The sequence below is a fragment of the Panacagrimonas perspica genome (assembly GCF_004364935.1).
GTDB lineage: Bacteria > Pseudomonadota > Gammaproteobacteria > Nevskiales > Nevskiaceae > Panacagrimonas > Panacagrimonas perspica.
Genome location: NZ_SOBT01000011.1, coordinates 380,095 through 402,731, shown reverse-complemented (window position 1 = coordinate 402,731; position 22,637 = coordinate 380,095). Strand labels below are relative to the sequence as shown.

General features: G+C 66.9%; 25 protein-coding genes. 11 read left to right on the top strand and 14 right to left on the bottom strand.

What is annotated here, in order from left to right; all coding sequences use genetic code 11:
• The first annotated feature begins 10 nt into the window (after positions 1–10).
• From DFR24_RS21355 to DFR24_RS21310, 10 genes are all read left to right on the top strand, one after another.
• Positions 11–835 (top strand): Stp1/IreP family PP2C-type Ser/Thr phosphatase, encoded by an 825-nt coding sequence (locus DFR24_RS21355; protein ID WP_133883460.1) that lies wholly within the window; start codon positions 11–13, stop codon positions 833–835.
• A gap of 43 nt (positions 836–878) precedes the next feature.
• Positions 879–1,601 carry an FHA domain-containing protein gene (locus DFR24_RS21350; RefSeq protein WP_133883459.1) on the top strand — a complete coding sequence of 241 codons (723 nt, stop codon included), beginning with the start codon at positions 879–881 and terminating at the stop codon, positions 1,599–1,601.
• A 156-nt stretch (positions 1,602–1,757) separates the two neighbouring features.
• Positions 1,758–2,648: a cysteine synthase CysM gene (gene cysM, locus DFR24_RS21345; RefSeq protein ID WP_133883458.1), complete on the top strand. Its 891-nt coding sequence runs from the start codon at positions 1,758–1,760 to the stop codon at positions 2,646–2,648.
• Between the two features lie 143 nt (positions 2,649–2,791).
• Positions 2,792–3,565, top strand: coding sequence for a 3'-5' exonuclease (locus DFR24_RS21340; protein ID WP_133883457.1), 774 nt, complete (start codon positions 2,792–2,794; stop codon positions 3,563–3,565).
• Complete coding sequence (gene rlmD, locus DFR24_RS21335) at positions 3,562–4,902, top strand: 23S rRNA (uracil(1939)-C(5))-methyltransferase RlmD (protein WP_133883456.1); 1,341 nt, start codon at positions 3,562–3,564, stop codon at positions 4,900–4,902. Before DFR24_RS21340 ends, rlmD begins: the two co-directional genes overlap by 4 nt.
• 63 nt (positions 4,903–4,965) lie before the next feature.
• Entirely contained in the window at positions 4,966–5,442 is a 477-nt protein-coding gene (locus DFR24_RS21330) for a CYTH domain-containing protein (protein ID WP_133883455.1), read from the top strand.
• Positions 5,432–5,908, top strand: coding sequence for a L,D-transpeptidase (locus tag DFR24_RS21325; protein ID WP_133883454.1), 477 nt, complete (start codon positions 5,432–5,434; stop codon positions 5,906–5,908). The genes DFR24_RS21330 and DFR24_RS21325 overlap by 11 nt, the downstream gene beginning before the upstream one ends.
• Before the next feature lie 29 nt (positions 5,909–5,937).
• Positions 5,938–6,921, top strand: coding sequence for a beta-N-acetylhexosaminidase (gene nagZ, locus DFR24_RS21320; protein WP_246051743.1), 984 nt, complete (start codon positions 5,938–5,940; stop codon positions 6,919–6,921).
• Complete coding sequence (locus DFR24_RS21315) at positions 6,918–7,478, top strand: hypoxanthine-guanine phosphoribosyltransferase (RefSeq protein WP_133883453.1); 561 nt, start codon at positions 6,918–6,920, stop codon at positions 7,476–7,478. Before nagZ ends, DFR24_RS21315 begins: the two co-directional genes overlap by 4 nt.
• On the top strand, positions 7,475–8,218 hold the full coding sequence (locus DFR24_RS21310) for an S-methyl-5'-thioinosine phosphorylase (RefSeq protein ID WP_246051742.1): 744 nt from the start codon (positions 7,475–7,477) through the stop codon (positions 8,216–8,218). Before DFR24_RS21315 ends, DFR24_RS21310 begins: the two co-directional genes overlap by 4 nt.
• Positions 8,219–8,402: 184 nt before the next feature.
• On the opposite strand, the gene DFR24_RS21305 is transcribed toward DFR24_RS21310, so the two are convergent.
• From DFR24_RS21305 to astB, 4 genes are all read right to left on the bottom strand, one after another.
• The gene (locus DFR24_RS21305; protein ID WP_133883452.1) at positions 8,403–9,191 is read right to left on the bottom strand and encodes a general secretion pathway protein GspB; all 789 of its coding nucleotides are present in this window, start codon (positions 9,189–9,191) and stop codon (positions 8,403–8,405) included.
• A 91-nt stretch (positions 9,192–9,282) separates the two neighbouring features.
• The gene (locus DFR24_RS21300) at positions 9,283–11,055 is read right to left on the bottom strand and encodes an ExeA family protein (RefSeq protein WP_133883451.1); all 1,773 of its coding nucleotides are present in this window, start codon (positions 11,053–11,055) and stop codon (positions 9,283–9,285) included.
• A gap of 48 nt (positions 11,056–11,103) precedes the next feature.
• Complete coding sequence (locus DFR24_RS21295) at positions 11,104–11,589, bottom strand: GNAT family N-acetyltransferase (protein WP_133883450.1); 486 nt, start codon at positions 11,587–11,589, stop codon at positions 11,104–11,106.
• The gene (astB, locus tag DFR24_RS21290) at positions 11,586–12,953 is read right to left on the bottom strand and encodes an N-succinylarginine dihydrolase (protein ID WP_133883541.1); all 1,368 of its coding nucleotides are present in this window, start codon (positions 12,951–12,953) and stop codon (positions 11,586–11,588) included. The genes DFR24_RS21295 and astB overlap by 4 nt, the downstream gene beginning before the upstream one ends.
• 332 nt (positions 12,954–13,285) lie before the next feature.
• Between astB and DFR24_RS21285 the strand changes: the two genes are divergently transcribed.
• Complete coding sequence (locus DFR24_RS21285) at positions 13,286–13,531, top strand: hypothetical protein (protein WP_133883449.1); 246 nt, start codon at positions 13,286–13,288, stop codon at positions 13,529–13,531.
• Positions 13,532–13,537: 6 nt separating this feature from the next.
• Here the strand turns inward: DFR24_RS21285 and recO are convergent, their stop codons facing one another.
• The 10 genes from recO to DFR24_RS21235 form a co-directional block, all read right to left on the bottom strand.
• Complete coding sequence (gene recO / locus DFR24_RS21280; protein ID WP_133883448.1) at positions 13,538–14,263, bottom strand: DNA repair protein RecO; 726 nt, start codon at positions 14,261–14,263, stop codon at positions 13,538–13,540.
• Positions 14,260–15,144, bottom strand: a complete 885-nt coding sequence (gene era, locus DFR24_RS21275; RefSeq protein WP_210772486.1) for a GTPase Era — start codon at positions 15,142–15,144, stop codon at positions 14,260–14,262. The genes recO and era overlap by 4 nt, the downstream gene beginning before the upstream one ends.
• A gap of 24 nt (positions 15,145–15,168) precedes the next feature.
• Complete coding sequence (gene rnc / locus DFR24_RS21270; RefSeq protein ID WP_210772473.1) at positions 15,169–15,858, bottom strand: ribonuclease III; 690 nt, start codon at positions 15,856–15,858, stop codon at positions 15,169–15,171.
• Between the two features lie 11 nt (positions 15,859–15,869).
• Complete coding sequence (locus DFR24_RS21265; protein WP_133883446.1) at positions 15,870–16,265, bottom strand: DUF4845 domain-containing protein; 396 nt, start codon at positions 16,263–16,265, stop codon at positions 15,870–15,872.
• 30 nt (positions 16,266–16,295) lie between these two features.
• On the bottom strand, positions 16,296–17,090 hold the full coding sequence (lepB, locus tag DFR24_RS21260) for a signal peptidase I (protein WP_133883445.1): 795 nt from the start codon (positions 17,088–17,090) through the stop codon (positions 16,296–16,298).
• A gap of 8 nt (positions 17,091–17,098) precedes the next feature.
• A complete protein-coding gene (lepA, locus tag DFR24_RS21255; protein WP_133883444.1) occupies positions 17,099–18,901 on the bottom strand; it encodes a translation elongation factor 4 in 1,803 nt (600 codons plus the stop codon).
• Positions 18,902–19,027: 126 nt separating this feature from the next.
• On the bottom strand, positions 19,028–19,384 hold the full coding sequence (locus DFR24_RS24760; RefSeq protein WP_210772474.1) for a hypothetical protein: 357 nt from the start codon (positions 19,382–19,384) through the stop codon (positions 19,028–19,030).
• A gap of 87 nt (positions 19,385–19,471) precedes the next feature.
• The gene (locus DFR24_RS21245; protein WP_133883443.1) at positions 19,472–19,732 is read right to left on the bottom strand and encodes a glutaredoxin family protein; all 261 of its coding nucleotides are present in this window, start codon (positions 19,730–19,732) and stop codon (positions 19,472–19,474) included.
• Complete coding sequence (locus tag DFR24_RS21240; protein ID WP_133883442.1) at positions 19,725–21,092, bottom strand: adenylate/guanylate cyclase domain-containing protein; 1,368 nt, start codon at positions 21,090–21,092, stop codon at positions 19,725–19,727. Before DFR24_RS21240 ends, DFR24_RS21245 begins: the two co-directional genes overlap by 8 nt.
• Positions 21,093–21,098: 6 nt before the next feature.
• Positions 21,099–22,559 (bottom strand): DegQ family serine endoprotease, encoded by a 1,461-nt coding sequence (locus DFR24_RS21235; RefSeq protein ID WP_133883441.1) that lies wholly within the window; start codon positions 22,557–22,559, stop codon positions 21,099–21,101.
• Positions 22,560–22,637: the final 78 nt, after the last annotated feature.

Here is a 22,637-nt window from a genome sequence, read left to right as displayed (position 1 = left end):
GCACATCGACATGGCCATCAAGGACAAGGTATCGACCGCGCTGCTGACCGACATGGGGCGGGTGCGGACGAACAATGAAGACGCGATCACGGAGGACCGCGATTTCGGACTTCTGGTTCTTGCCGACGGCATGGGCGGCTACAACGCCGGCGAAGTCGCCAGCGGCATCGCCACGACGACGATTCCGCACGTGGTCCGCCGCGACTGGAAGAAGCTGGGGCGCCTGACCTCGTCCGAGGACGGCGCCAACCATTCGCCGCAGGCGCTGCTGCTGAAGAAGGCCATCGAGGAAGCGCACGAGACCATCTACCAGGCCGCGCAATCGCAGCCGCAGTGCGCCGGCATGGGAACGACGGTGGTCGTCGTGCTGCTGCACGACGACCGCATGAGCATCGCGCACGTCGGCGACTCGCGGCTCTACCGGTATCGCGCCGGCAAGCTGCAGCAGGTCACGCGGGATCACTCGCTGCAGGAAGAGATGATCGCGAAGGGCCACTACACGCGCGAGGAAGCGGCGATGATGGTGCGCAAGAACATCGTCACGCGCGCCATGGGGGTGGAACCCGCCGTGAGCGTGGAACTCGGCGAGGCGGCGGTGGAAGTGGGCGACGTGCTCCTGCTGTGTTCCGACGGGCTGAGCGACATGGTCTCGGACGAACAGATCGGCGTCAGCCTGAAGCGTAACGGCGACAACCTCCAGGAAGCGGCAAAAGACCTGGTGGAGCAGGCACTGCAAGGCGGCGGCAAGGACAACGTCTCCGTGATCCTGGCGCGAGTCGACCAGTCCTTTGCCATCGGCAAGCCCTGGTACCGGCGCCTGCTGGACTGGTTCTGAGCGCGGACGGGATACCTAAGGAATACCGGAAGGGAACACGCGAATGGGCAAGCTCGTCATCACCGACAACACAGGCGTCACAACCGATTTCGAGCTCACCGCCGAACGGGTCACGCTCGGACGCCAGGCGGGCAACGACATCGTTCTGAACGACAAGGCCGTGTCGGGCCGCCATGCCGCGATCGTGACCATCCTCGATGACTCCTTCCTCGAGGATCTGGATTCCACCAACGGCACGCAGGTCAACGGCCAGCCGGTCACCAAGCACCCGCTCATGCACGGCGACGTGATCACCATCGGTCGCAACACGCTGCGCTACTTCAGCGTCGAGGTACCGGCGTCGGAGATGGACAAGACGATGATCCTGCGGCCGGGCTCCATCCTGCCGCCGTCGCGGATGCCCGTCCCGGTGCCGCCGGCGCCCACCCCGATGCCGGCTGCCGCACCGGTACCGCGGCCGCCGATCAATCCGGGGCTGGTGGCGGCCGGCAAGCCGGTGCTGGGCAAGCTGCGCATCGCCAGTGGTCCCAATCAGGGCAAGGAGATGGAGCTGAGCAAGCCGCTCACGACGCTGGGCAAGCCCGGCGTGCAGGTCGCGGCGATCACGCGCAGGAGCGATGGCTACTACATCGTGCAGGTCGACTCGGCCAGCGGCCGCAAGCTGCGCATCAACGGCGCGGAGGTCGAACCGCAGCCGCGCAAGCTGGCCGATCGTGACCGCGTGGAGCTCGCCGGCACGCAGATGGATTTCGTGCTGATCGGCTGACCTCTCCCGTAGCCCGGACGAAGTCCGGGATTCCCTCGATCGGGCCGATGCTCCCCGGACTTCGTCCGGGCTACGGTCCGGCCCTCCGATTCAACCTCGCGCCCCGCCGCCGATTCCCGGGCGATCCCCCGGACAGGCGGGCTAAACTCGCGCCCCATGAACACCCCGACGCTCGCCGAGACCATCGGCAATACGCCTCTCGTGCGCCTGACGCGCCTGCCCGGCATCGGCAACAACACCCTGCTCGCCAAGCTCGAAGGCAACAACCCGGCGGGTTCCGTCAAGGACCGGCCGGCGTACTCGATGATCAAGCGCGCTGAGGAGCGCGGCGAGATCAAGCCCGGCGACACACTGATCGAGGCGACGTCCGGCAACACCGGCATCGCGCTGGCGATGGCGGCGGCCATGCGCGGTTACCGCATGGTGCTGATCATGCCCGCGCACATGAGCGCGGAACGTCGCGCGCAGATGAAGGCCTTCGGCGCCGAGATCGTGCTCGTGACCAAGGAACAGGGCATGGAGTACGCGCGCGATCTGGCGCTGCAGATGCAGAAGGAAGGCCAGGGCCGCGTTCTGGACCAGTTCGCCAACCCGGACAACCCGCGCGCGCACTACGAGGGCACGGGACCGGAGATCTGGCGCGACACCGACCACAAGGTCACGCACTTCGTCGCGACGATGGGCACCACCGGCACGATCATGGGCACCGGACGCTTCCTGAAAGAGGTCAACCCGAAGATCGAACTGATCGGCGTGCATCCTGCCGGCGAGTCCTCGATCCCGGGCATCCGCAAGTGGCCCAAGGAATACGAGCCGGGCATCTACGACGTCACCAAGATCGACCGCATCCTCGAAGTCGACGCCAAGGACGCTGAAGGCATGATGCACACCGTCGCGCGCACCGAGGGCCTGTTCTGCGGCCCCTCCTCCGGCGGCTCGATCTTCGCAGCGGTGGAAGTCTGCAAGCGCGTCGAGAACGCCACCGTCGTCTGCATCATCTGCGACCGTGGCGATCGCTACGTGTCGACGGGCGTGTTCCCGGCGTGAAGTGACGAAAAGGTTGAACGCAAAGGCGCAAAGGACGCCGAGCAAGAAAAAGGAATGGCCGCACACAGGATCCGGCGTCGTTTCGTTTCCTTTGCGTCCTTTGCGCCTTTGCGTTTCAGCGTGATTTTTTCAGCCACCAAGCCATGACTCCCACCCTCGTCTTCGACATCGAAACCATCCCTGACCTCGAGGGTGCGCGCCGCATCCTGGGCATCGAGTCGACCGACGAGAACGTGATCTGGAACGCGATGCGCACCTTGCGCCGCGCCGAGAAGGGCACCGAGTTCCAGCCGGCGCATCTTCAGAAGATCGTCGCGATCTCCTGCGTGCTGCGCAGCGGCGACACGCTGCACTGCTGGTCGATCGGCGACGAGACGGCGCAGGAAGCCGAGCTGATCCAGAAATTCTTCAACGGCGTGGAGAAGTACAAGCCCACGCTGGTGTCCTGGAACGGCGGCGGCTTCGACCTGCCGGTGCTCAACTACCGGGGCCTGATCCACGGCGTGCGCGCGCAGGCCTACTGGGACAACGGCCATTTCGACCGCGAGTCGAAGTACAACAACTACCTCAAGCGGTACGAGTTCCGGCACACCGACCTGATGGACGTGCTGGCGCTCTACACCGGACGCCAGAACGCGCCGCTCAACGAGATCGCCCTGCTGCTGGGCCTGCCGGGCAAGCTGGGCATGGACGGCTCGATGGTTTTCGACGCCTACCGCGCCGGCAAGCTCGACGAGATCCGCGCGTACTGCGAGACCGACGTGATGAACACCTGGCTGGTGTACCTGCGCTTCCAGTTCATGCGCGGACACCTGTCCGAAGACGAGTACGAACAGGAAATCCTGCTCGCGCGCGACTTCCTGGAAGGCAACGGCGCAGCGCACTGGGCGGAGTTCGCGGCGGCCTGGACCGAATGAGCCGGCCGTTTCGCGGCGGCAATCGCCGCAGCAAGCCGCTGCCAGAGGGCGAATTCGAAGCCGGCATCGTCGATCTCGCAGAAGACGGCCGCGGCGTGGCGCGCATCGAAGGCAAGGTCTGCTTCATCCACGGCGCGCTGCCCGGCGAGAGCGTGAAGTTCCGCTACACGCGCAAGCACCGCGACGCCGATGAAGGCGAGACCACGCAAGTGCTCGTGGCTTCGCCGGATCGCGTCGATCCGCCCTGCCCTCACTTCGGCGTTTGCGGCGGCTGCTCGCTGCAGCATCTGGCGTCGGCGGCGCAGATCGCGCACAAGCAGCAGCAGCTCGTCCAGGCCCTGCGCCGTGTCGGCAAGGTGGAACCCGAAGCGGTCGCGCCGCCGATCATCGGCCCCACGCTCGGCTACCGTCGCCGCGCGCGGCTCGGCGCCAAGTTCGTCGACAAGCGTGGCACCGCGCTGGTGGGTTTCCGCGAGCGATCCAGCCCCTTCCTCGCGGCGCTGGAAAGCTGCGCCGTGCTCGACCCGCGCGTGGGCGAGAAGCTGCGCGCGATCGGCGAATGCCTGTCGGAGCTCTCGATCCGCCGCGAGTTGCCGCAGATCGAGATCGCCTGCGCCGACTCCGTCGCGCTGGTGCTGCGCGTCATGGAGCCACCGACCGTCGCGGACCGCGCGCGGCTGGCGCAGCTCGCACAGGAGCACGGCTTCGAGCTCTACCTGCAATCCGGCGGCCCCGGCACCGTCGCCCCGATGACGCCGCCGGCTTCGAGGCTCGACTACTCGCCCGACGGCTCGGCCGACCGGCTGCAGTTCCAGCCCACGGACTTCATCCAGATCAACGCGGCGGTCAGCCAGCAGGCGGTGCGCCAGGCGCTCGCATGGCTGCGTCCGCAGCCGGGCGAGCCGGTGCTCGAACTGTTCTGCGGCCTGGGCAATTTCTCGATCCCGCTGGCGCGCAGCGGTGCACGCGTGACGGCCGTCGAGGGAGACGCGGCCCTCGTGGCGCGGGCGCGGACCAACGTGCAGGCGCTCGGCCTGGAGATCGACTTCCATGCCGCCGACCTGTTCCAGCCCAGGGCCGATGCGCCCTGGCTGCAGGCGCCTTTCGACGCGGTGCTGCTCGATCCGCCGCGCGCCGGCGCCGAAGCGATGATGCCGGTCATCGGCGCCCGCAAACCCGGCCGGATCCTCTACATCTCCTGCCATCCGGGAACCCTGGCGCGTGACGCCGGGCTGCTCGTCCATGGACACGGTTATCGGCTGGTGCGTACGGGCGTCATGGACATGTTTCCGCACACCTCGCACGTCGAATCGATGGCCTTGTTCGAACGTGCGTAACCCCGATTGACTTGCTGCGGCCTTGGCTTAGCCTTCCGCAACGATCCTCAACCCGGGAACCTCATGCCGGTGGAAATCGAACGCAAATTCCTCGTCGTGGATGACACCTGGCGTTGGGAAGTGTCACGACACCGTGCGATGCAGCAGGGTTATCTGGGCGCGCCCGGCGGCAAGGCCTCGATCCGCGTGCGCCTGGAAGGAAAGCGCGCGCTGCTCAACGTGAAGGCGGCGGTCATGGGTGCCGTGCGCGCCGAGTACGAGTACGAGATCCCGCTCGAAGAAGGTCGCGAGATGTTCGACAACCTGTGCATCGGTCGCCTCGAGAAGACGCGGCATTACATCGATCGCGACGGACTGACCTGGGAAGTCGACGAGTTCCATGGCGACAACGATGGCCTGGTCGTGGCGGAGGTCGAGCTGATCGATCCGCAACAGGAAATTCCGCGCCCGGCCTGGCTGGGGCGCGAAGTCACCGAAGAACCCAAGTACTACAACCACAGCCTGTCGCTGAAACCGTTCCGTTCGTGGCATGCACATTGAGATCGACCTCGGACGTCAGCGCCTGCAGCTCTGGAACGAGGGCCGCGTCCTGCGCGAGTGCCTGGTCTCTACCGGCGCCAACGGCATCGGCGAGATCAACGGATCGGGCTGCACGCCGCGTGGGCGCCACGTGATCCGTGCCAAGGTCGGCGACGGCGCCGCCGCGGGCACGCTGTTCACGCGACGCCGGCCGACCGGCGAGATCTGGTCGCCCGAGCTGCATGCGAAGTTCCCGGGGCGGGACTGGATCCTGACGCGTATCCTCTGGCTTTCGGGAACCGAGCGGGGCCGTAACCGGCTGGGCTGTGTCGACACGTTCCGTCGCTACATCTACCTGCACGGCACGCCTCCCACGACGCGCTTGGGGATACCCGGCTCCAAGGGCTGCATCCGCGTCGCCAATAACGATATCGTCGAGCTCTACGACCGCCTGCCCATCGGCGCCGAAGTGAATCTGCACGAGTAGTCGGGAAGCAAACTAGGAAACGGAGTTTCATGGCAGGCAAGGCTGCGCGCGGACCCATCGGGCCGCTGATGCTCGACGTGGGCGGTCTGGAACTCACGCCGGAAGATCGCGAGGTGCTGGCCCATCCGCTGGTCGGCGGCGTGATCCTGTTCACGCGCAATTACCGCGACCCGGACCAGTTGCGCGCCCTGTGCGCCGCGATCCTCGACATCAAGCGCGATCCGCGCCTGCTGCTGGCGGTGGACCACGAGGGTGGTCGCGTGCAGCGCTTCCGCATGGGCTTCTCGCGCATCCCGGCCATGCGCTCGCTCGGGAAGCTGCACGAGGAGAGCGTCAAGGCCGCCACCGACGAAGCGCAGGCGCACGGCTTCACGATCGGATCGGAACTGGGCAGCTATGGCATCGACCTGTGCTTCGCGCCGGTGCTCGATCGCGATATCGGCGTCTCCGGGGTGATCGGCGATCGCGCCTTCGCGACGAAGATCGAGGTCATCGTGGAACTCGCGCGCGCATTCCGCGCGGGTCTGAATCGCGCCGGCATGGCCGCCACCGGCAAGCATTTCCCGGGACACGGCGCGGTGGCCGCGGATTCGCATCTCGAACTGCCGGTCGATCGACGCTCGCTGCCGGAGATCGAGCGCACCGAACTCGCGCCGTTCCGTCCGCTGATCGACGACGGCATCGAGTCGCTGATGATGGCGCACGTGCGCTACACCGCGGTCGACCAGATTCCGGCGTCGTTGTCGCGCAAGTGGATCGCCGGGACGCTGCGCCGCAAGCTCAAGTTTCGCGGCGCGCTGTTCTGTGACGACCTGTCGATGAACGGGGCCGCGGTCGTCGGGACCGTGACCGAGCGGGCGCTCCTGGCATTGTCATCTGGCTGCGACATGCTGCCGGTCTGCAACGATCGCCCGACGTCGATCAAGTTGCTCGACGAGTTGCGCGACGTGGCACCCAGCCCGGCGCGCAGCCGTCGCCTGGCCACGCTGTTCCGCACCGAAGGACCCAGATGAACCGGCTCGACGACGCCCTGAAGGTCCGCGCGCAGGCCGACTGCCTGCACGATGCCGCTGCCGTGCAGCGTGCCTTCGATGTCCTCGCCGCGCGCATCGAAACGGATTACGCGCAGAAAAATCCGCTGGTGCTGTGCGTCATGAATGGCGGTCTCTACCCCACGTCGGAGATCACGCGCCGGCTCGAGCTTCCGTTCGAACAGGACTACCTGCACGCGACCCGCTATCGCGGCGCCACGGCCGGCGGTGGACTGGTGTGGAAGCGCCAGCCGGAAGCGCAGTCGATCACCGGTCGCGACCTGCTGGTCATCGACGACATCCTGGATGAAGGCCACACGCTGGTCGCGATCCGCCGGGCGCTGACGGAATTCCGTCCGGCCTCGCTGCGCGTGGCCGTGCTGGCCGAGAAGCTGCACGATCGTCGCGCACCTGATGCCCACGCCGAATACATCGGCCTGGCCGTCGAGGATCGCTACGTGTTCGGCTGCGGCATGGATTACAAGGAATACTGGCGCCAGCTACCCGCGATCTACGCGGTGAAGGAATCTTCTTCGTGAAAACCATTGCGGTCATCGGCGGCACCGGCATGAACCAGTGGCCGGGCCTGGTCATCGAGTCGAGCGAGGAAGTGCGCACGCCCTACGGGCTGGCCACCGGCCCCGTCGTCCGGGGCCACATCAACGGGCACCCGGTCCTGTTCCTCGCGCGCCACGGCGAGGGTCACAAGATCCCGCCGCACAAGATCAATTACCGCGCGAACCTGTGGGCGCTGAAGAACGCGGGCGCACAGCAGGTACTCGCGATCGCCGCGGTGGGGGCCATCGCCGAATGGTTCGCGCCCGGCGAGATTGCGCTGCCGCGCGACCTGATCGATTACACCTGGGGTCGCGAGCACACCTATCACGATGGCGTGCCCGGCACCGAGCTTCACCACATCGAATTCACGTATCCCTACACGCCGTCGCTGCGACAGACCCTGTTCGAGGCCGCGGGCGCCGCCGATGTCGTCGTCAGCGGCGCCGGGACGATGGCCATCACGCAAGGGCCGCGTCTCGAGACGCCCGCCGAGATCCAGCGCCTCAAGCTCGACGGTTGCGACATGGTCGGCATGACCGGCATGCCCGAGGCCGCACTGGCCGCCGAACTCGGACTCGAATACGCCTGCATCGCCGTCTCGGTGAACTGGGCGGCCGGCATCGGCACCGGCGGCATCCACGACGAGATCCGCGAGAGCATCGAGCGCGGCATGCTCAAGGTCCAGGGAACCCTGGTGCGGTTTCTCGCGGCCGCGGGCTGAAGCCGCAGGTCGTAGTCCGGACGAAGTCCGGGGGTCTTTCCGAGTACAGCGTGCAATCCCGGGCTTCGCCCGGCCTGCGCGTCGATGCCGCCCCTCGTCACTCGCGCACCGGCTGCGCCTCGAACCGGTAGCACCCCATCCGACCGAAGCGCGCACTCATCCCGCGATCGGCGCTTTGGGATCGCTAGCGACCGAGCGGGAACAGCGAAGCCTGGCCTCGGAAGTCGAACACGATACCGTCCGGCCTGATCTCCGAGATCGTCGGCCCCTCGGGGAGCGTCGACCCTTCGACCGCCTTCTTGCCGTTGATCAAGGTCCAGCGTCGCTCGGGATCGTCGTCATAGACGTGCACGTCCACGCGCAGCTCGGGGAATGCGCCGCGATAGTCCGAGGGCATGTCCCTCAGCAGCGGAATGCCGTCGGACGGGACGGCCTCGGATTCCGGCGCGGGTGCCTCGGCGACCACCGCCGGCTTCGGCGCGGGCTCCGCCGGGACCGCCGGCGTGCGCGTGACCGCGGGCGGCTTCGCGGCCACCGCAACGCCGGGGTCCGGCGGCAGCTCGTTCGCATCGAGCGGCGCTTCGGCGCCCGCATCGTCCATCAGGTCGTCGATCGATTCGGCGGCGACATCGGCGCCCACCGTCGGATCGGCGGCGGGCTCCTCGGGAAAATTCTGCGCCGCGACCACCGTCTCTTCCGGCGGCGGCGCGGCCGGTGCGGGAACAGGGGCTGCAGCGGGCGGCGCAGCGGCGATCACCGGCGGCGGTGTCGCGACCTCGGGAGCGGGCGGCCACAGCAGGATCGCGAGAGCCAGCATGCCCAGCACCAACCCGATCAACGCGAGCACGCGCCGGGACGGCCCACTCGAAACCGGGGCCCGTGCCGATGGCGACGTGACGTCACCGAGCGACGGCGTCCGTCCGAGATTGCGGTCCCTTTCCGCCTTGCGCAGGGCGTCGAGGATGTAGCTCATGGGGATTCCACCAGGCAGGCCACAAGCATCACGCGCGGGATTCGTGCTGGCCTCACCACCGTCATGACGTCGACCCGGCGCTCATCCTGGTTCAGGGGTGGAACTTCAAGGTCGGCGTTCCCGGAGCGGGATCGGACAGTGCGATGCGCGTGCGGATTCCGACGACGCCATCGGCGAACAACTCGCGCGCTTCCTGGAACAGCCGCACTTCTTCCTTCAGATCGTCGTCGTAGCGATCCGAACGCGCCGCCGGCTTGCTCATCATTTCCGCCAGCCTCTGACGCAGCCAGACGACGCTGGGCCCGCGCATCCCGGGGCTGAGCTGAACTTCCTTGGTCTCGCGCCGCCACAACACGAAGATCTCGCCATTCCAGGCGCGGCTGAGGTCGACGATGGCCACATCGACGCCGCCCTTCGGCGTCTCGACGCGTGCGCGATCCTCGGTGAGCTGCGTGACCAGCGCGTACTTCGTCGCACCCGCCTCGTCCGTGATCGTCAGGATGGCGGGGCGATCCATCTGACGCAGGTCCTTCAGACCACCGGTGGTCCGGTAGCACTCGATGCCCTGCCGCCGCAGAGAGCGGCACACGTTGTCTCCGGCACCGACGCGAACCCCCGCGTCCCACAGCCGGATCAGCTGGCCGGTGAGCTGCGTCAGATTCTGGGTGGTTGCGAACACGGTCTTCATCGCGGCCGAATCCGGCGGCTTCACGACCGGCACCCGCGAGATGGCCGCTGGCGGCTTCGGCACTGCGGCAGCCGCAGTCGGCGCTGCGGCGGCAGGCTGTTGCTGCTGCACCGCAGCTGGACGGGTCGGCGCGGTTGCGGCAGCAGCGGCGGCCGCGGGTGCGTGGGTCGACTCCGCGGCCGGCGGCACGGACTGCACGCGGCGCACGATCGTCTGGTAGATCAGCGCGCCACCGATCATCAGCGCCAGCGCGATCAGCGCCCCCTCGAACCAGGTCAGCGACAACAGCGGCAGACCGCCACGCGTCCGGCGATCCAGGCGGCTCCAGCCGCCGGTGCGCCGATCGCCGAGGACGCCATCGCGTTCCTGCCCCAGCACCTCGAGCGCAGCGCCGCGAACCAGTTCGGCGCTGACGCGATGCTGGTGGCTGCCATACGCGCCGAGCAGCGCGCGGTCGCACAGCACGTTGATCAGGCGCGGCACGCCGCGCGTGCGCTTGTGGATCTCGGCGACCGCCTCGGGCGGAAACAGCTCTTCCTGCGTACCGGCCACGCCGAGGCGATGCCGGATGTATTCGGCGGTTTCGTCTTCCTCGAGCGGCGTCAGGTGATAGCGCGCCGTGATGCGGCTGGCGAGCTGGCGCAACTCCTGGCTCGCCAGCGCATCACTCAGTTCGGGCTGGCCGACGAGCATGATGCGCAGCAGCTTTTCCTTGTGGGTCTCCAGATTCGTCAGCAGGCGCACCTGCTCGAGCACACCGGGCGCCAGGTTCTGCGCCTCGTCGATGATCAGCACCGTGCGCTTGCCCTGCGCATGGTTGGTCAGCAGGTGCAGGTTCAGCGCGTCGATCAGGTCCTTGAGCGTCGGCGTCTGCGTGCGGTCGTAGGTGACCCGCAGTTCGTCGCAGATGGACTGCACGAATTCACGTTCGCTCTGGCGCGGGTTGTGGACCATCGCTACTTCGACACCGTCGAGTTTCTGCTCGAGCAGCGTGCGCACGATCGTCGTCTTGCCCGTCCCGACTTCGCCGGTGAGCTGCACGAATCCGCCGTACTGTCCGGTCCCGTACAGCAGATGCCCGAGCGCCTCCTGATGGCGCGGCGACATATACAGATACGCCGGATCGGGAGTGATCGAGAACGGCATCTCCCGGAGGTTGAAGAACTGCGTGTACACGCCTGTTTCGTCGGACTTTGAACGGGGCGGCGGAAGTATAGCCGCCGCTCAGTCCATCGCGCCCTGTCGTCGCATGTCGACGTGCAGGATGCCGTCCTCGTCGTAGGGCTCGCGCATCGCCTCGAATCCCATGGATGAATAGAAGGACTCGAGGGGCTGTTGCGCCGAAAGCTGGATCGCCGCCCCTGGAAAATCGCGCTCGCAGCGGGCGATGCCCTCCGCCATCAGACGCCGGCCAAGGCCCGTGCCCCGCTCGGACAACGCCGTGACGAGCCGCCCCAGCGCAGGGCCGTCCGCCGCCGGGGCGGTGCTGTGCGGACGCTGCAGACGCGGTGGCACGAGACGCAGGCAGCCGACGACGTCACCCTGGGCATCGGTCGCCAGCAGGTGCTCGCAGCGCGGATCCAGACCATCCATCTCGTGAAAAATGCAGGCCTGCTCGACGACGAACACCGCGCTGCGCAGCCGCATCAGCGCGTACAGCGAATCCGGGTCGAATGCCGTCCAGGCCACCCAGCGCAAGGTCACGCTCATCGCTGGAACTCGTACAGGCTCCCGAGTCCGAGCAGCTGCGTGAGGCGATCGAGCGCCGTGCGCGACTCGTCGAGCAGCTGCGGGTCCGCGAGATCGGCGGGGACCAGCCGATCGCGGTAATGCCGCCTGACCCAGTCGACGAGCTGCCCGTGCCGTTCCGGCGTGATCCAGCACGGCGCGTGAACAGCGGCCTGCTGCTGCGGCGTCAGCACCACGCGCAGCCGCAGGCAGGCGGGCCCTCCCCCATTGCGCATCGACTGGCGCAAGTCGAAGACCTCGACGCCGCGGATCGGCAACGTCGGATCGGCGATCCACTCCTGGATCAGATTCCAGGCACGCGTCATCTCCCTGCATTCCTGCGCACAGATCAGCCACATGCCGCGGCCGGGCACGTCGACGATCTGGCTGTTGAACAGGTAGGACGCAACCGCATCGTCCAGGCTCAGCTGCTTGTCGCGCACTTCGACGAAGCGCGGCCGGAACTCGGGGCCGAGCGCCTTGCCGGCCTGCGTACGCAGCGCCTCGAGGTCCATGAAGGCGTGCTCGTGATGAAGCAGCAGGCCGCGATGCGCCACCGCCACGACGTCGTTGTGGAAAGCGCCGGCCGCGATCGCACTCGGCGCCTGCCGCAGATGCGCGACGCGTGCCGGACGCAGCCGGTGGCGGCGCGCGATCGCTTCGCCGGCGCCGCGCGCCTGTCGTGCCGGCGCCACCGGTGCGGCGTCGGGATCGGCATCGTCGGCGACGACATCGATCGGGTCCTTCGCATCGCGCCCGTAGACGAAGACCTCCAGGCCGGCCTCACCGACGTCGCTGCACAGACGCATGTGATTGGCCGCCCCTTCGTCCGCCGTGGCCGGCATCGCGGGCAAGGGACCGTGGTGCACGAAGAGCTCCGGGTCCGCGAACAGCTTCGCCAGCACGCGCGCCGTCGTCGCGGCCTCGATCGCGCGGTGTCGGTGCGACACCAGGTTGGCCGACGTGAAATGCACGCGTCCGTCGGCCGTGTCGGCCGACGGCGAAACCGTCGCGGCGTTGGCCGCCCACATGCTCGAGGCCGAGCCGACGGCCAGCAGCAGATCCGGGTCGTCGCGGCGAACGTGGTCGAGCACGTAGGCATCGCGACCCCGATACCCCTGCGCCCGCAGCGTCGGCAGATGCGGTCGCTCCTGCGGCGGCAGCACGCCTTGCGCGAGGCCCAGGTCCGCCAGCGCCCGCATCTTGGCCAGCCCCTGCAGCGCGGCCTCGCGCGGGTTGGAACGTTGCGCGGCATTGCGGGCCGATGCGCGGTTGCCTTGGGCCAGGCCCGCGTAGTGGTGCGTGGGGCCGACGAGGCCGTCGAAGTTGGCCTCGATGGCCGTCAGATGGGTAATTTCGTTCATCGCCATCACCTTAACGCAGCCGTCGGTGCTTGCCACCGATTGTCAGTCTTCGACCAATGAGGGCAGAGCCAGGTGACACCTGCGCTGCGTATCCGCGGGCCCTGCGCGCGCAAGTGCTTGTCTTGGAAAAAAGTGCGTGCCGCCGGGCCGACGGCACGGAAGGCGCTAGCACGCAGGCAACGACAGAACAGGGCCGCGACACGACCCTTCGATTTTTCGACGGCGCTCTCCCCGCTGAGTCGTCGACTCGGCACGGCCGGCTTTCCGGTCGCGCCGATTTTTGATTCCACGCGCAACGACATTGGAGGCTCGGCATGACCGCAAAATTCCAGCGATTCGAAAACGCCGCGGCCCGCCGATTCAGCCAGGTCTGCTTCATCTCCCTGGCCGCGTTGCTCACGTCGGGCGCCGGCCTGCTGGCCTATCTGCACAGTGACCCCGGCCCGCCGTGGCTGCGATCGATGGTGCTCGCCTCGGCGGTCATGGTGGCCGTGTCGTTCACGGGCTGGCTGATCGCCAGCATCGCGGCGTTCGCGCGCCACCAGATGACGACACGCTGAATCGCCTCAGCTTCCGGAACCCGGCGTCGGAACGCGCTCCAGGCTGCGCCGCAGGTCGCGCAACATCGTCGCGGTACTCAGGCCCTTGGTGCCGAGATGCTCGGCCAGCGCGCCCCTGAGCAGACGACGCGCCGCGCGAAGGTCTTCGACGGTCTCCAGCTGATCATCACGCAAGGCGATCAGCGTTCGTCCGGAATAGCTGTCTTCCGCATCGGCCGCACCGGGAACCGGCTCCTCGCCGTTCCGATGGAAATAGTGCAGCGAAGGATCCAGATCCGGCGGCAGGTCGATGCCGAAGCCCAGTTCGGCCAGCAAGGTCATTTCGAATCGCCGCAGCGCGCGCTCGCCGGTCGGGATCAGTGCCGCCAGCGCCTCGCCGTAGGCCTCGAACAGGACCGGGTGTGCGTCATGGCGTTGCAGCAGGCGCAGCAGCAGCTCGTTGAGATACCAGCCGCTGAAGACCGTCTCGCCGCGAAACTCGAAAGCGGCCGCGGGCGATGCCTCCACACCGGTCAGCGTGCCCAGATCGCCAGCCTCGGTCCACGACAGCAGCAGCGGGCGAAAGGCCTGCAGCAAGGCGCGCGGCCGCGACTTGGCGGTACGCGCGCCGCGCGCCACTAGGCCGATACGACCATGTGATGGGGTGAAAGCCTCGACCAGCAGGCTGGTGTCGCTGTATGCGGAAGCCTTCAGGACCCAGGCCGGCTGGAGCTGGATCCTGGCGCGACTCACTCGCCGCCGATTCCGAACAGCTTGAGCGCCTTCGGATCATCGCTCCAGTTTTCGCGGACACGGCACCAGAGCTGCAGGAAGACCTTGGCGCCGAGCAGGTGCTCGAGTTCCTTGCGCGCCGTCGTGCCGACGCGCTTGAGCGACACGCCGTTCTCGCCGATGACGATCTTCTTCTGGCCTTCGCGCTCGACCCAGATCACCGCGCTGATGCGATGCATGGTGCCTTCGAGCGCGTACGACTCGATGGCCACCGTCAACGCGTAGGGCAGCTCCTGGTTGAGCGTGCGCGTGAGCTTCTCGCGCACCAGTTCAGCGGCAAGGAACTCGTTGTCGAACCCGGCGATCATGTCCGGCGGGTACAGCGGCGGGCCCTCGGGTAGCCGCTTCATGATCTCGTCGGCGAGCGCGTCGACGTTCTGCTTGCGCAGAGCGGACAGCGGCACCACGAACGCGAACTCGCGACGGGCGGACAGCTTCTCGATCTCGGGAAGCAGCTTCGCCTTGTCGGTGACGCGATCGATCTTGTTGATCACCAGCGCCACCGGGGCGGACACCATGGCGAGACGCTCGAGTACCGCCTGGTCTTCCTCGGTCCAGCGGCCGGACTCGACGACGAAGATCGCCAGGTCCACGTCGTGAAGGCTGCCGGAGGCCGCGTCGTTCATGGCCCGGTTGAGCGCACGCTTCCCGTTGAGATGCAGACCCGGCGTGTCCACGAAGACGATCTGGCCTTCTTCTCGATGGACGACGCCCTGGATGGCGTGTCGCGTGGTCTGCGGCTTGTGCGACACGATGCTGAGCTTGCGACCGACCAGCGCATTGAGCAGCGAGGATTTGCCGACGTTGGGACGTCCGACGAGGGTGACGATGCCGCTGCGCATGGAGGTTGGAGAATTCAAGAGACGTCAGGTCGTGGAACTTTGCAGGGATTCGAGCAGCGCCGAGGCGGCCTGCTGCTCCGCGATCCGGCGGCTGCTGCCGCTGGCGTCCGAGGCACGATCCTCGTCGGTCAGGCTGGCCCGGACGAGGAAGTATCGCCGATGCGCCGGTCCGGATTCTTCCAGCACCTCGTAGACCGGCAGCGGCCGGCTGCGGCCCTGCAGCCATTCCTGCAGCCGGGTCTTGGGATCCTTCAGCGTTTCCGCGTCCGGCAGGTCGGCCAGATCCTGCGCAAACAGCGTGCGGCAGGTCTGCGTCGCCGCCTCGAAACCGCCATCCAGATAGACCGCCGCGACGACGGCTTCGACGGCATCGGCGAGGACCGAATCGCGCCGCCACCCGCCGCTCTTGAGCTCGCCTTCGCCCAGGCGAAGATGATCGCCGAGTCCCAGCCGTCGGGCGATCGTCGCCAGCGATCGCTCACGGACGAGGCTGGAACGCCAGCGCGAGAGGTCCCCCTCTTCCGCGCGCGGCCGTTGCACATACAGCGCGTCGGCGATGAAGAAACCGATCAGCGCATCGCCGAGGAATTCGAGCCGTTCGTTGTTGACCCCGCTGAACGAGCGGTGGGTCAGTGCACGGGCGAGCAAAGCCGGGTCGCGGAATTCGCGGCCCAGCTTCGTCGCCAGTTCAGCGTCGCGCCGTCCTGCTTCCACCGGCCCCAGGCTCAGGAATCCGCGTCACCGCTTCCCTGCTTCATGACGAAATCATCCTTGAAGTGGATGACGACGAACACGTTGTAGAACAGGTTGACGCGGGCTTCGTAGTCGTAAGAAAGCATGCGCCCGTTGGCGCTACGCTTGATCTTCACGTCCTTGTCGTCGATCTGGTTGATGTAGTCGATGTCCCAGCGCCGCTCGAGCGTGGTGCGAATCTCCTGCGGGGAGGCGTTCGCGTAGTCGGGGCTGTCCGCAACGCCCTTCACGACCTTGATCACGTTGCCCTGATTCAGATACAGCGGGCCGACCTTGATCACGATGATCGCGAAAAACGCGATCGTGCCGAACAGGAACGTCAACCCGAACCACCCCATACCCCGCTGACGCTTCAATGACTTGAACATGCGGCTCCTCCCTGGATGCGCAGTCCAAGCTTAGCGGATGCTTGTCCCGATTCGGGAGAAGTTGGGCCGCATGCGGGCGCCGTCCCAGCTCATCCAGACGAAGAACGCCCGGCCCACGAGATTGTGCTCGGGCACCGTGCCCCAGCCCCGCGAGTCGAAGCTGCCGTCGCGGTTGTCGCCCATGGCGAAGTATTCCTTCTCGGGCACCACCATCTCGAAGTCACGGGCCGGCTCTTCGGGATTCACGATGATGTGATGGACGTGGTCCGGCATGTCCTCGCGCAGACGGTAGGCCGTTCCGCCTGGCAGCTTGGGCGCCGTGTAGACGCCGTCCGCGGTCTGCGGCTGGGCCTCTCCGTTGATGTAGAGCACCTTGTCTCGGTACGCGATCCGGTCACCGGGAAGGCCAACGATGCGCTTGATGAAATCCACCGACGGGTCGTTGGGCCAGCGGAACACCACGATGTCGCCGCGCTTGGGGCGGTCGCCTTTCAGGAATTCGTTGTGGAAGACCGGATCGCGCAGGCCGTACGCGAACTTGTTGACCAGGATGAAATCGCCGACCAGCAGCGTCGGGATCATCGAACCGGAGGGAATGCGGAACGGCTCGGCCACGAACGATCGCAGCACCAGCACGGCCACGATCACCGGGAAGAACGAGCGCGAGAAGTCGATCAGCCAGCCCGGCTTCTCCTTGCCGCCGATCAGGTTGCGCCGCTTGCGCGCCAGCCAGAGCACGTCGATCAGCCAGCCGATCCCGGTCAGGATCGTCAGCAGCGTCAACAGGACTGCAAAATCGAAATGCACGTCCGGCGGCAGCTTCATCTAGTTCCTCACTTCTTGCGGTCCACACCGAGCACGGCCAGGAAGGCTTCCTGCGGAATCTCCACGGAGCCGACCTGCTTCATGCGCTTCTTGCCTTCCTTCTGCTTCTCCAACAACTTTCGCTTGCGGCTGACGTCACCACCGTAGCACTTGGCCGTGACGTCCTTGCGCAGCGCCTTGACGGTGCTGCGCGAGATGATCTTGGCGCCGATCGCGGCCTGGATGGCCACGTCGAACTGCTGGCGATGAATCACTTCCTGCATGCGCTCGCACAGGTCGCGTCCGCGCGTATACGAGGCGTCGCGATGCACGATGCTCGCCAACGCGTCGACCTTGTCGCCGTTGACCAGCACGTCCAGCCGCACCAGGTCGGCGGTCTGGAAGCGCGTGAACTCGTACTCGAAGCTGGCGTAGCCGCGCGAGACGCTCTTGAGCCGGTCGAAGAAATCGAGCACGACTTCGGCCAGCGGCATCTCGATCTCGAGCTGCACCTGGGCGCCGAGGTAGCGCAGGTTCTTCTGCACGCCGCGCTTTTCCATGCACAGCTGCATGACCGGGCCGACGTAGCTGTGCGGCATCAGCACGCGCGCCGTGATGATCGGCTCGCGCAGGTCCTGGAACTCGCTGCCGTCCGGCAGTTCGGCCGGGTTGTCGATGCGGCGCACTTCTCCGTCGCCCGACACGATCTCGTACACCACGCTGGGCGCGGTGGTGATCAGGTTCAGGTTGTACTCGCGCTCCAGGCGCTCCTGCACGATTTCCATGTGCAGCATGCCGAGGAAGCCGATGCGGAAGCCGAAGCCCAGCGCGGTGGAGTTCTCGGGCTCGTACTGCAAGGCCGAATCGTTCAGTCGCAGCTTCGACAGCGAGTCGCGGAAGTCTTCGAAGTCCTCGGCGTCCACTGGAAACAGGCCGGCGAACACGCGCGGCTGGATCTTGCGGAAACCGGGCAGCATCTCGGTGCAGGGGTTGATCGCCTGCGTCAGCGTGTCGCCCACCGGCGCGCCGAAGATGTCCTTGATGCCGGCAATGACGAATCCGACTTCACCGGTCTCCAGCGCATCCTTGAACACGCGCTTGGGCGTGTGCACGCCGAGCATCGAGACCTCGTGGTCCTTGCCGGTGGACATCACCTTGATCTTCTGGCCCTTCTGGATCCGGCCGTTGATGACGCGCACCAGCGAGACCACGCCCAGGTAATTGTCGAACCAGGAATCGACGATCAGCGCCTGCAGCTTGCCCGCCGGGTCGCCCTTCGGCGGCGGCAGCTTGAGCACCACCGCTTCGAGCACTTCGGCGACGCCCAGGCCGGTCTTGGCCGAGATGCGCAGCGCGTCGGTCGCTTCGATACCGATGACCTGCTCGATCTCGTCGGCCACGCGTTCGGGCTCGGCGTTCTGCAGATCGATCTTGTTGAGGATCGGCAGGACTTCCAGGTGCATTTCCAGCGCGGTGTAGCAGTTGGCCACCGACTGCGCTTCGACACCCTGGCTCGCGTCCACCACCAGCAGCGCGCCCTCGCAGGCCTGCAGCGAGCGGCTGACCTCGTAGCTGAAGTCGACGTGGCCCGGCGTGTCCATGAGGTTGAGCTGGTACACCTGCCCGTCGCGCGCCTTGTAGTCCAGCGACACGGCCTGCGCCTTGATGGTGATTCCGCGCTCGCGCTCGATCGGATTGTTGTCGAGCACCTGCGCGGTCATTTCGCGCTCTTCGAGTCCACCCGTGTACTGGATGAAGCGGTCGGCGAGCGTGGATTTACCGTGATCGATGTGCGCGATGATGCAAAAGTTGCGGATGTTCGCCAGATTCATGGCGCAAGCTGAGGAAAGTTCAGGCGAAAAGGTCGCGGAGTATACCGGGTGCGCCCTCCTCGCGGACGCTCCGGCAAATGAATCGACGGCCGCGGCCGGCCTGCGCCAGCCGCGGCGTCAAAGCCATCAGCGTTTGCGGCGCGCCGCACTCTTCACCGGCTTGCGCACAGCTTTCTTCACGGCCTTCGTCGCAGCCTTCTTGGCGACTTTCTTCGCGGCCGCCTTGCGGGCCGCCGGCCGCTTCTTCTTGGCAGGCGAACCTCCGACCGCACGCTCGAGCGCCGACAAGCGCGCATCCAGCGATTTGCGCAGGGCGCTGATCAGACGCAGCAATTCCTTGCGTGAAGGCCCTGCGCCGGTGCTGAGCAAGCCACCGAGTTTCTTGAGCAACTGGTCCAGATCGTTCACGACGCCGCCGAACACCGCGCGGGCACGATCGGCGAGTTCGCCGGGCAACCCGTCCAGCTTCAGTTTCGCAGCCATGCGTTGTCTCCTGTCCCGAGGCGTCCGATCTGGACGCAAGGCCATGGTAGGTGCCAGCGGACGCGGCCACAAATTGCCCAGATCACCTCAGGCGCCACGACGCGCCATTTCGAGGCGCCACGCCGAAAACGCATCGGTGTCGAAATGGCCTTCGCAAACGACGTCGCCCCAGCGATCGAGCAGGACCGGCACGCGCAGCCCGTAACGCCGTTGCCAGTCGGCCTGCGAGTCGACGTCCGCATGCTGCAGCTCCACGCCCTCGAAGGCGTGATGGGAGCGAAGCGCGATTTCCATCTCCTCGCAGAGCCCGCACTCGGGGCGGCCGAGCAGCAACAGGATCTCAGTCATCGGCCTCGTCCTCGCCAGGCTCGGGTCGCGCGAGCGCGAACAGGCGGCGTGCACCCTCGACGCCCTTCAAGCGGAAATTGCCGCGACGGGCGAACTCGAAATCGCTGCCGGCGACGAGATCGCGCAAGGTGCCCGTGACCCAGATTTCATGCGGCCTGGCTTCACCGGCAACCCGCGCGCCGATGTGGACGACCAGCCCACGCACCGATTCGCCCGAGACTTCGCATTCGCCGGCGTGCAACCCGGTGCGAATGCCGATGTTCATCGCCGACGCCGCATCGTGCAGCGCCTGCGCGCAGCGCAGCGCGCTGGTCGGTGTCTCGAACACGGCGAACAGGCCATCGCCCGCGGTATCGACGACGCGACCCCGAAAGCGGTCGACCCGGGTCTGCAGCATCTGCTGCACGCGCGCCACCAGGTCGCGCCAGGCCGCGTCGCCGAGTTCCGATGCAAGCTTGGTGGATCCGACGACGTCGGTGAACAGCACCGTCAGCAGACTGCGCCCGGCATCTGCGTGCTCGCGGGCGCCCGTCAGGAATTCCTCGATCGCGCCAAGCGCCTCGTCGGCGTGCTCGAACGTGAAGAACAGGCTCGAACCCGGCAGTTCCACACGACGGCTGCCCGCAACGTTGCGCTCCACGTATCGCGCATGGCGCCCGCTGTGGAACAACGGAAGCTGCGGCCGATGGAGCAGCAGGGTCGGACAGGTCACCCGCGGCAGCAGCGCGCGCGAATCGAGATTCAGGAACTGGCGGTAATGGGCGGCCGCCCGCAGCGGCGTCGCCGAGGCGCGCTGGAACCGGGCCGCGAGCCGACGGAATGCGGCGTCGTCGGCGCGGCTGGGAACCGTGACACTCACCAGCTTTTCCGTTCCCCAGTGCTCGCTCAACAGGGCGCACAACTGCTCCGCCGAAGCCTCCGGCTCTCCTTCCGGATAATCCGGCGCCACTGAAAAGCGGGCCGAAGGATTCCCGAGCACGAGCGATGCGATGCGTTGCGGATGGTGCGCGGCCAGATGGAAGGCGACGGCGCAGGCATCGCGCTCGGCCAGCAGGGCGACCTGGGTCGCCTTGACCGCATCGAGCACGCAGAGCAGATCGGCGGCCCAGTGCTCGGCATCCGGCGTGTCGCCCGCCGCCAACGGATCCGAAATGCCGGCGCCGCGCCGGTCGAACAGGATGACGCGGCTGAAGTTGGCGAGCCGGCGCAGGAAGCGCTCCATCTCCGGCAGGTCCCAGATCAGGTCGATCTGCGTGAGCTGTCCGCCGATGAAGACGAGGTCGATCGGTCCCGCACCCAACGTCTGGTACGCGATCTGCGCGCCCGCGGCCGTCGCGTAGCGTGTCTGCGGCGGCTCCACCGGGTCTCAGCCGCCGCCGGCCGGCGGCAGCTCGAGCGGGAAGAACGACGGCGCTCCGTCACGACTGACCAGCATCGGCACCGTCGCCCCCGGCGTGAGCTGGCGGACGACGTCGGCGAATCGCTCCCGCGAGTTCACTTCCTGGCCCGCGATGGTCAGGATCACATCGCCCGGGCGGACGCCGGCCGCAAACCCGGGGCCGCCGCTGGAAACCTGCTCCACGCGCACGCCGCCCGACAGGACGCGCAAGGTGCGGCGCTGCTCGTCCGTCAGCGGACTGACGACAAGGCCGATCGGCGCATCCCGCGGGGGCTCGACGCGGGGTGGCGGAGACTTCGGCACTTCGGGATCCGGCCCGGCGTCGGACTCGTCGAGGACGCCGATCTCCACCTTGAATTCGATCGGCTTGCCGTCACGCACGATGTTCAGCGACACGATCTGGCCAGGATCAACGCTGCCCACCAGCGGCGGCAGGCTGCCCGACGTCGGCAAGGGTTCGCCGTTGAACGAAAGGATCACATCGCCCGGCTTGATGCCTGTTTCTTCCGCAGGACTGGAGGGCATCACGCGCGACACCAGCGCACCCTCGGGCTTGTCCATGCCGAAGGATTGGGCAAGGTTGCGATCCACCTCCTGCACGACCACGCCCAGCCAGCCGCGCGTGACCTTGCCGGTATCGCGCAGCTGGCGCGCGACCTTGGCCGCCACATCGATCGGGATCGAGAAGCTGACGCCCTGGAAGCTGCCGGACTGCGAGTAGATCTGCGAATTGATGCCGACCACTTCGCCATCGAGATTGAACAGCGGCCCGCCGGAATTGCCCGGGTTGATCGCCACGTCGGTCTGGATGAACGGCACGTACTGCTCGGACTGCAGGTTGCGTCCTTTGGCAGACACGATGCCGGCCGTCACCGAGTAGTCGAACGTGAACGGCGATCCGATCGCGAAGACCCACTGTCCCGGCCGCAGCTTGCGCGTGTCGCCAATCTTGACTGCCTTCAATCCCTTGGCATCGACCTTGAGCAGGGCGAGATCGGTCGACTTGTCGGTTCCCACGATCCGCGCCGTGAATTGACGCCGGTCCATCAGCCGCACGATCACTTCCCGCGCACCCTGGACCACGTGGTAATTGGTCAGCACGTAGCCCTCTTCCCACAGCACGAACCCCGAACCGAGCGGCTCGGCCTGCGGGACATCGGCTTCTTCGGCGGGCTCGTCTCCACCCTGCCCTGGCGGCGCATGCTCTTCGAGGAACCGACGAAACCATTCCGGATTCTGCTCGTCGGCCTCGGGCGCGACACTGACCTGTTCCGACGCCACCGTGCTGATGTTGACGACCGAGGGACTGTTCTTCTCGACCAGGTCCGCGAAATCAGGAAGTCCGTGATCGTTTCGCGAGCAACTCGCCAGGCTGCCGGCCAGCAGCAGCGTCGTCAGTGCGAATACGGACGTCCGCAGGGCTGGCATCCATCACTCCGGTAGAAAGCTTCGAGAGGGCGAAGCACCGGGCGGATTCTAGCGAATCGCCCGTCTCCCTCCGCCTGC

Excerpts from the sequence above, each read along its gene's own strand:
- DFR24_RS21285 (WP_133883449.1), top strand. The coding sequence starts at position 13,286 with ATGACCGCAAAATTCCAGCGATTCGAAAACGCCGCGGCCCGCCGATTC.
- DFR24_RS21265 (WP_133883446.1), bottom strand. The coding sequence starts at position 16,265 with ATGTTCAAGTCATTGAAGCGTCAGCGGGGTATGGGGTGGTTCGGGTTG.
- DFR24_RS21305 (WP_133883452.1), bottom strand. The coding sequence starts at position 9,191 with ATGAGCTACATCCTCGACGCCCTGCGCAAGGCGGAAAGGGACCGCAAT.
- DFR24_RS21245 (WP_133883443.1), bottom strand. The coding sequence starts at position 19,732 with ATGACTGAGATCCTGTTGCTGCTCGGCCGCCCCGAGTGCGGGCTCTGC.
- nagZ (WP_246051743.1), top strand. The coding sequence starts at position 5,938 with ATGGCAGGCAAGGCTGCGCGCGGACCCATCGGGCCGCTGATGCTCGAC.
- DFR24_RS21355 (WP_133883460.1), top strand. The coding sequence starts at position 11 with ATGGCCATCAAGGACAAGGTATCGACCGCGCTGCTGACCGACATGGGG.
- DFR24_RS21340 (WP_133883457.1), top strand. The coding sequence starts at position 2,792 with ATGACTCCCACCCTCGTCTTCGACATCGAAACCATCCCTGACCTCGAG.
- rlmD (WP_133883456.1), top strand. The coding sequence starts at position 3,562 with ATGAGCCGGCCGTTTCGCGGCGGCAATCGCCGCAGCAAGCCGCTGCCA.
- DFR24_RS21235 (WP_133883441.1), bottom strand. The coding sequence starts at position 22,559 with ATGCCAGCCCTGCGGACGTCCGTATTCGCACTGACGACGCTGCTGCTG.
- DFR24_RS21350 (WP_133883459.1), top strand. The coding sequence starts at position 879 with ATGGGCAAGCTCGTCATCACCGACAACACAGGCGTCACAACCGATTTC.
- era (WP_210772486.1), bottom strand. The coding sequence starts at position 15,144 with ATGCGCAGCGGCATCGTCACCCTCGTCGGACGTCCCAACGTCGGCAAA.
- DFR24_RS21325 (WP_133883454.1), top strand. The coding sequence starts at position 5,432 with ATGCACATTGAGATCGACCTCGGACGTCAGCGCCTGCAGCTCTGGAAC.
- lepA (WP_133883444.1), bottom strand. The coding sequence starts at position 18,901 with ATGAATCTGGCGAACATCCGCAACTTTTGCATCATCGCGCACATCGAT.
- lepB (WP_133883445.1), bottom strand. The coding sequence starts at position 17,090 with ATGAAGCTGCCGCCGGACGTGCATTTCGATTTTGCAGTCCTGTTGACG.
- DFR24_RS21295 (WP_133883450.1), bottom strand. The coding sequence starts at position 11,589 with ATGAGCGTGACCTTGCGCTGGGTGGCCTGGACGGCATTCGACCCGGAT.
- DFR24_RS24760 (WP_210772474.1), bottom strand. The coding sequence starts at position 19,384 with ATGGCTGCGAAACTGAAGCTGGACGGGTTGCCCGGCGAACTCGCCGAT.
- DFR24_RS21330 (WP_133883455.1), top strand. The coding sequence starts at position 4,966 with ATGCCGGTGGAAATCGAACGCAAATTCCTCGTCGTGGATGACACCTGG.
- DFR24_RS21315 (WP_133883453.1), top strand. The coding sequence starts at position 6,918 with ATGAACCGGCTCGACGACGCCCTGAAGGTCCGCGCGCAGGCCGACTGC.
- cysM (WP_133883458.1), top strand. The coding sequence starts at position 1,758 with ATGAACACCCCGACGCTCGCCGAGACCATCGGCAATACGCCTCTCGTG.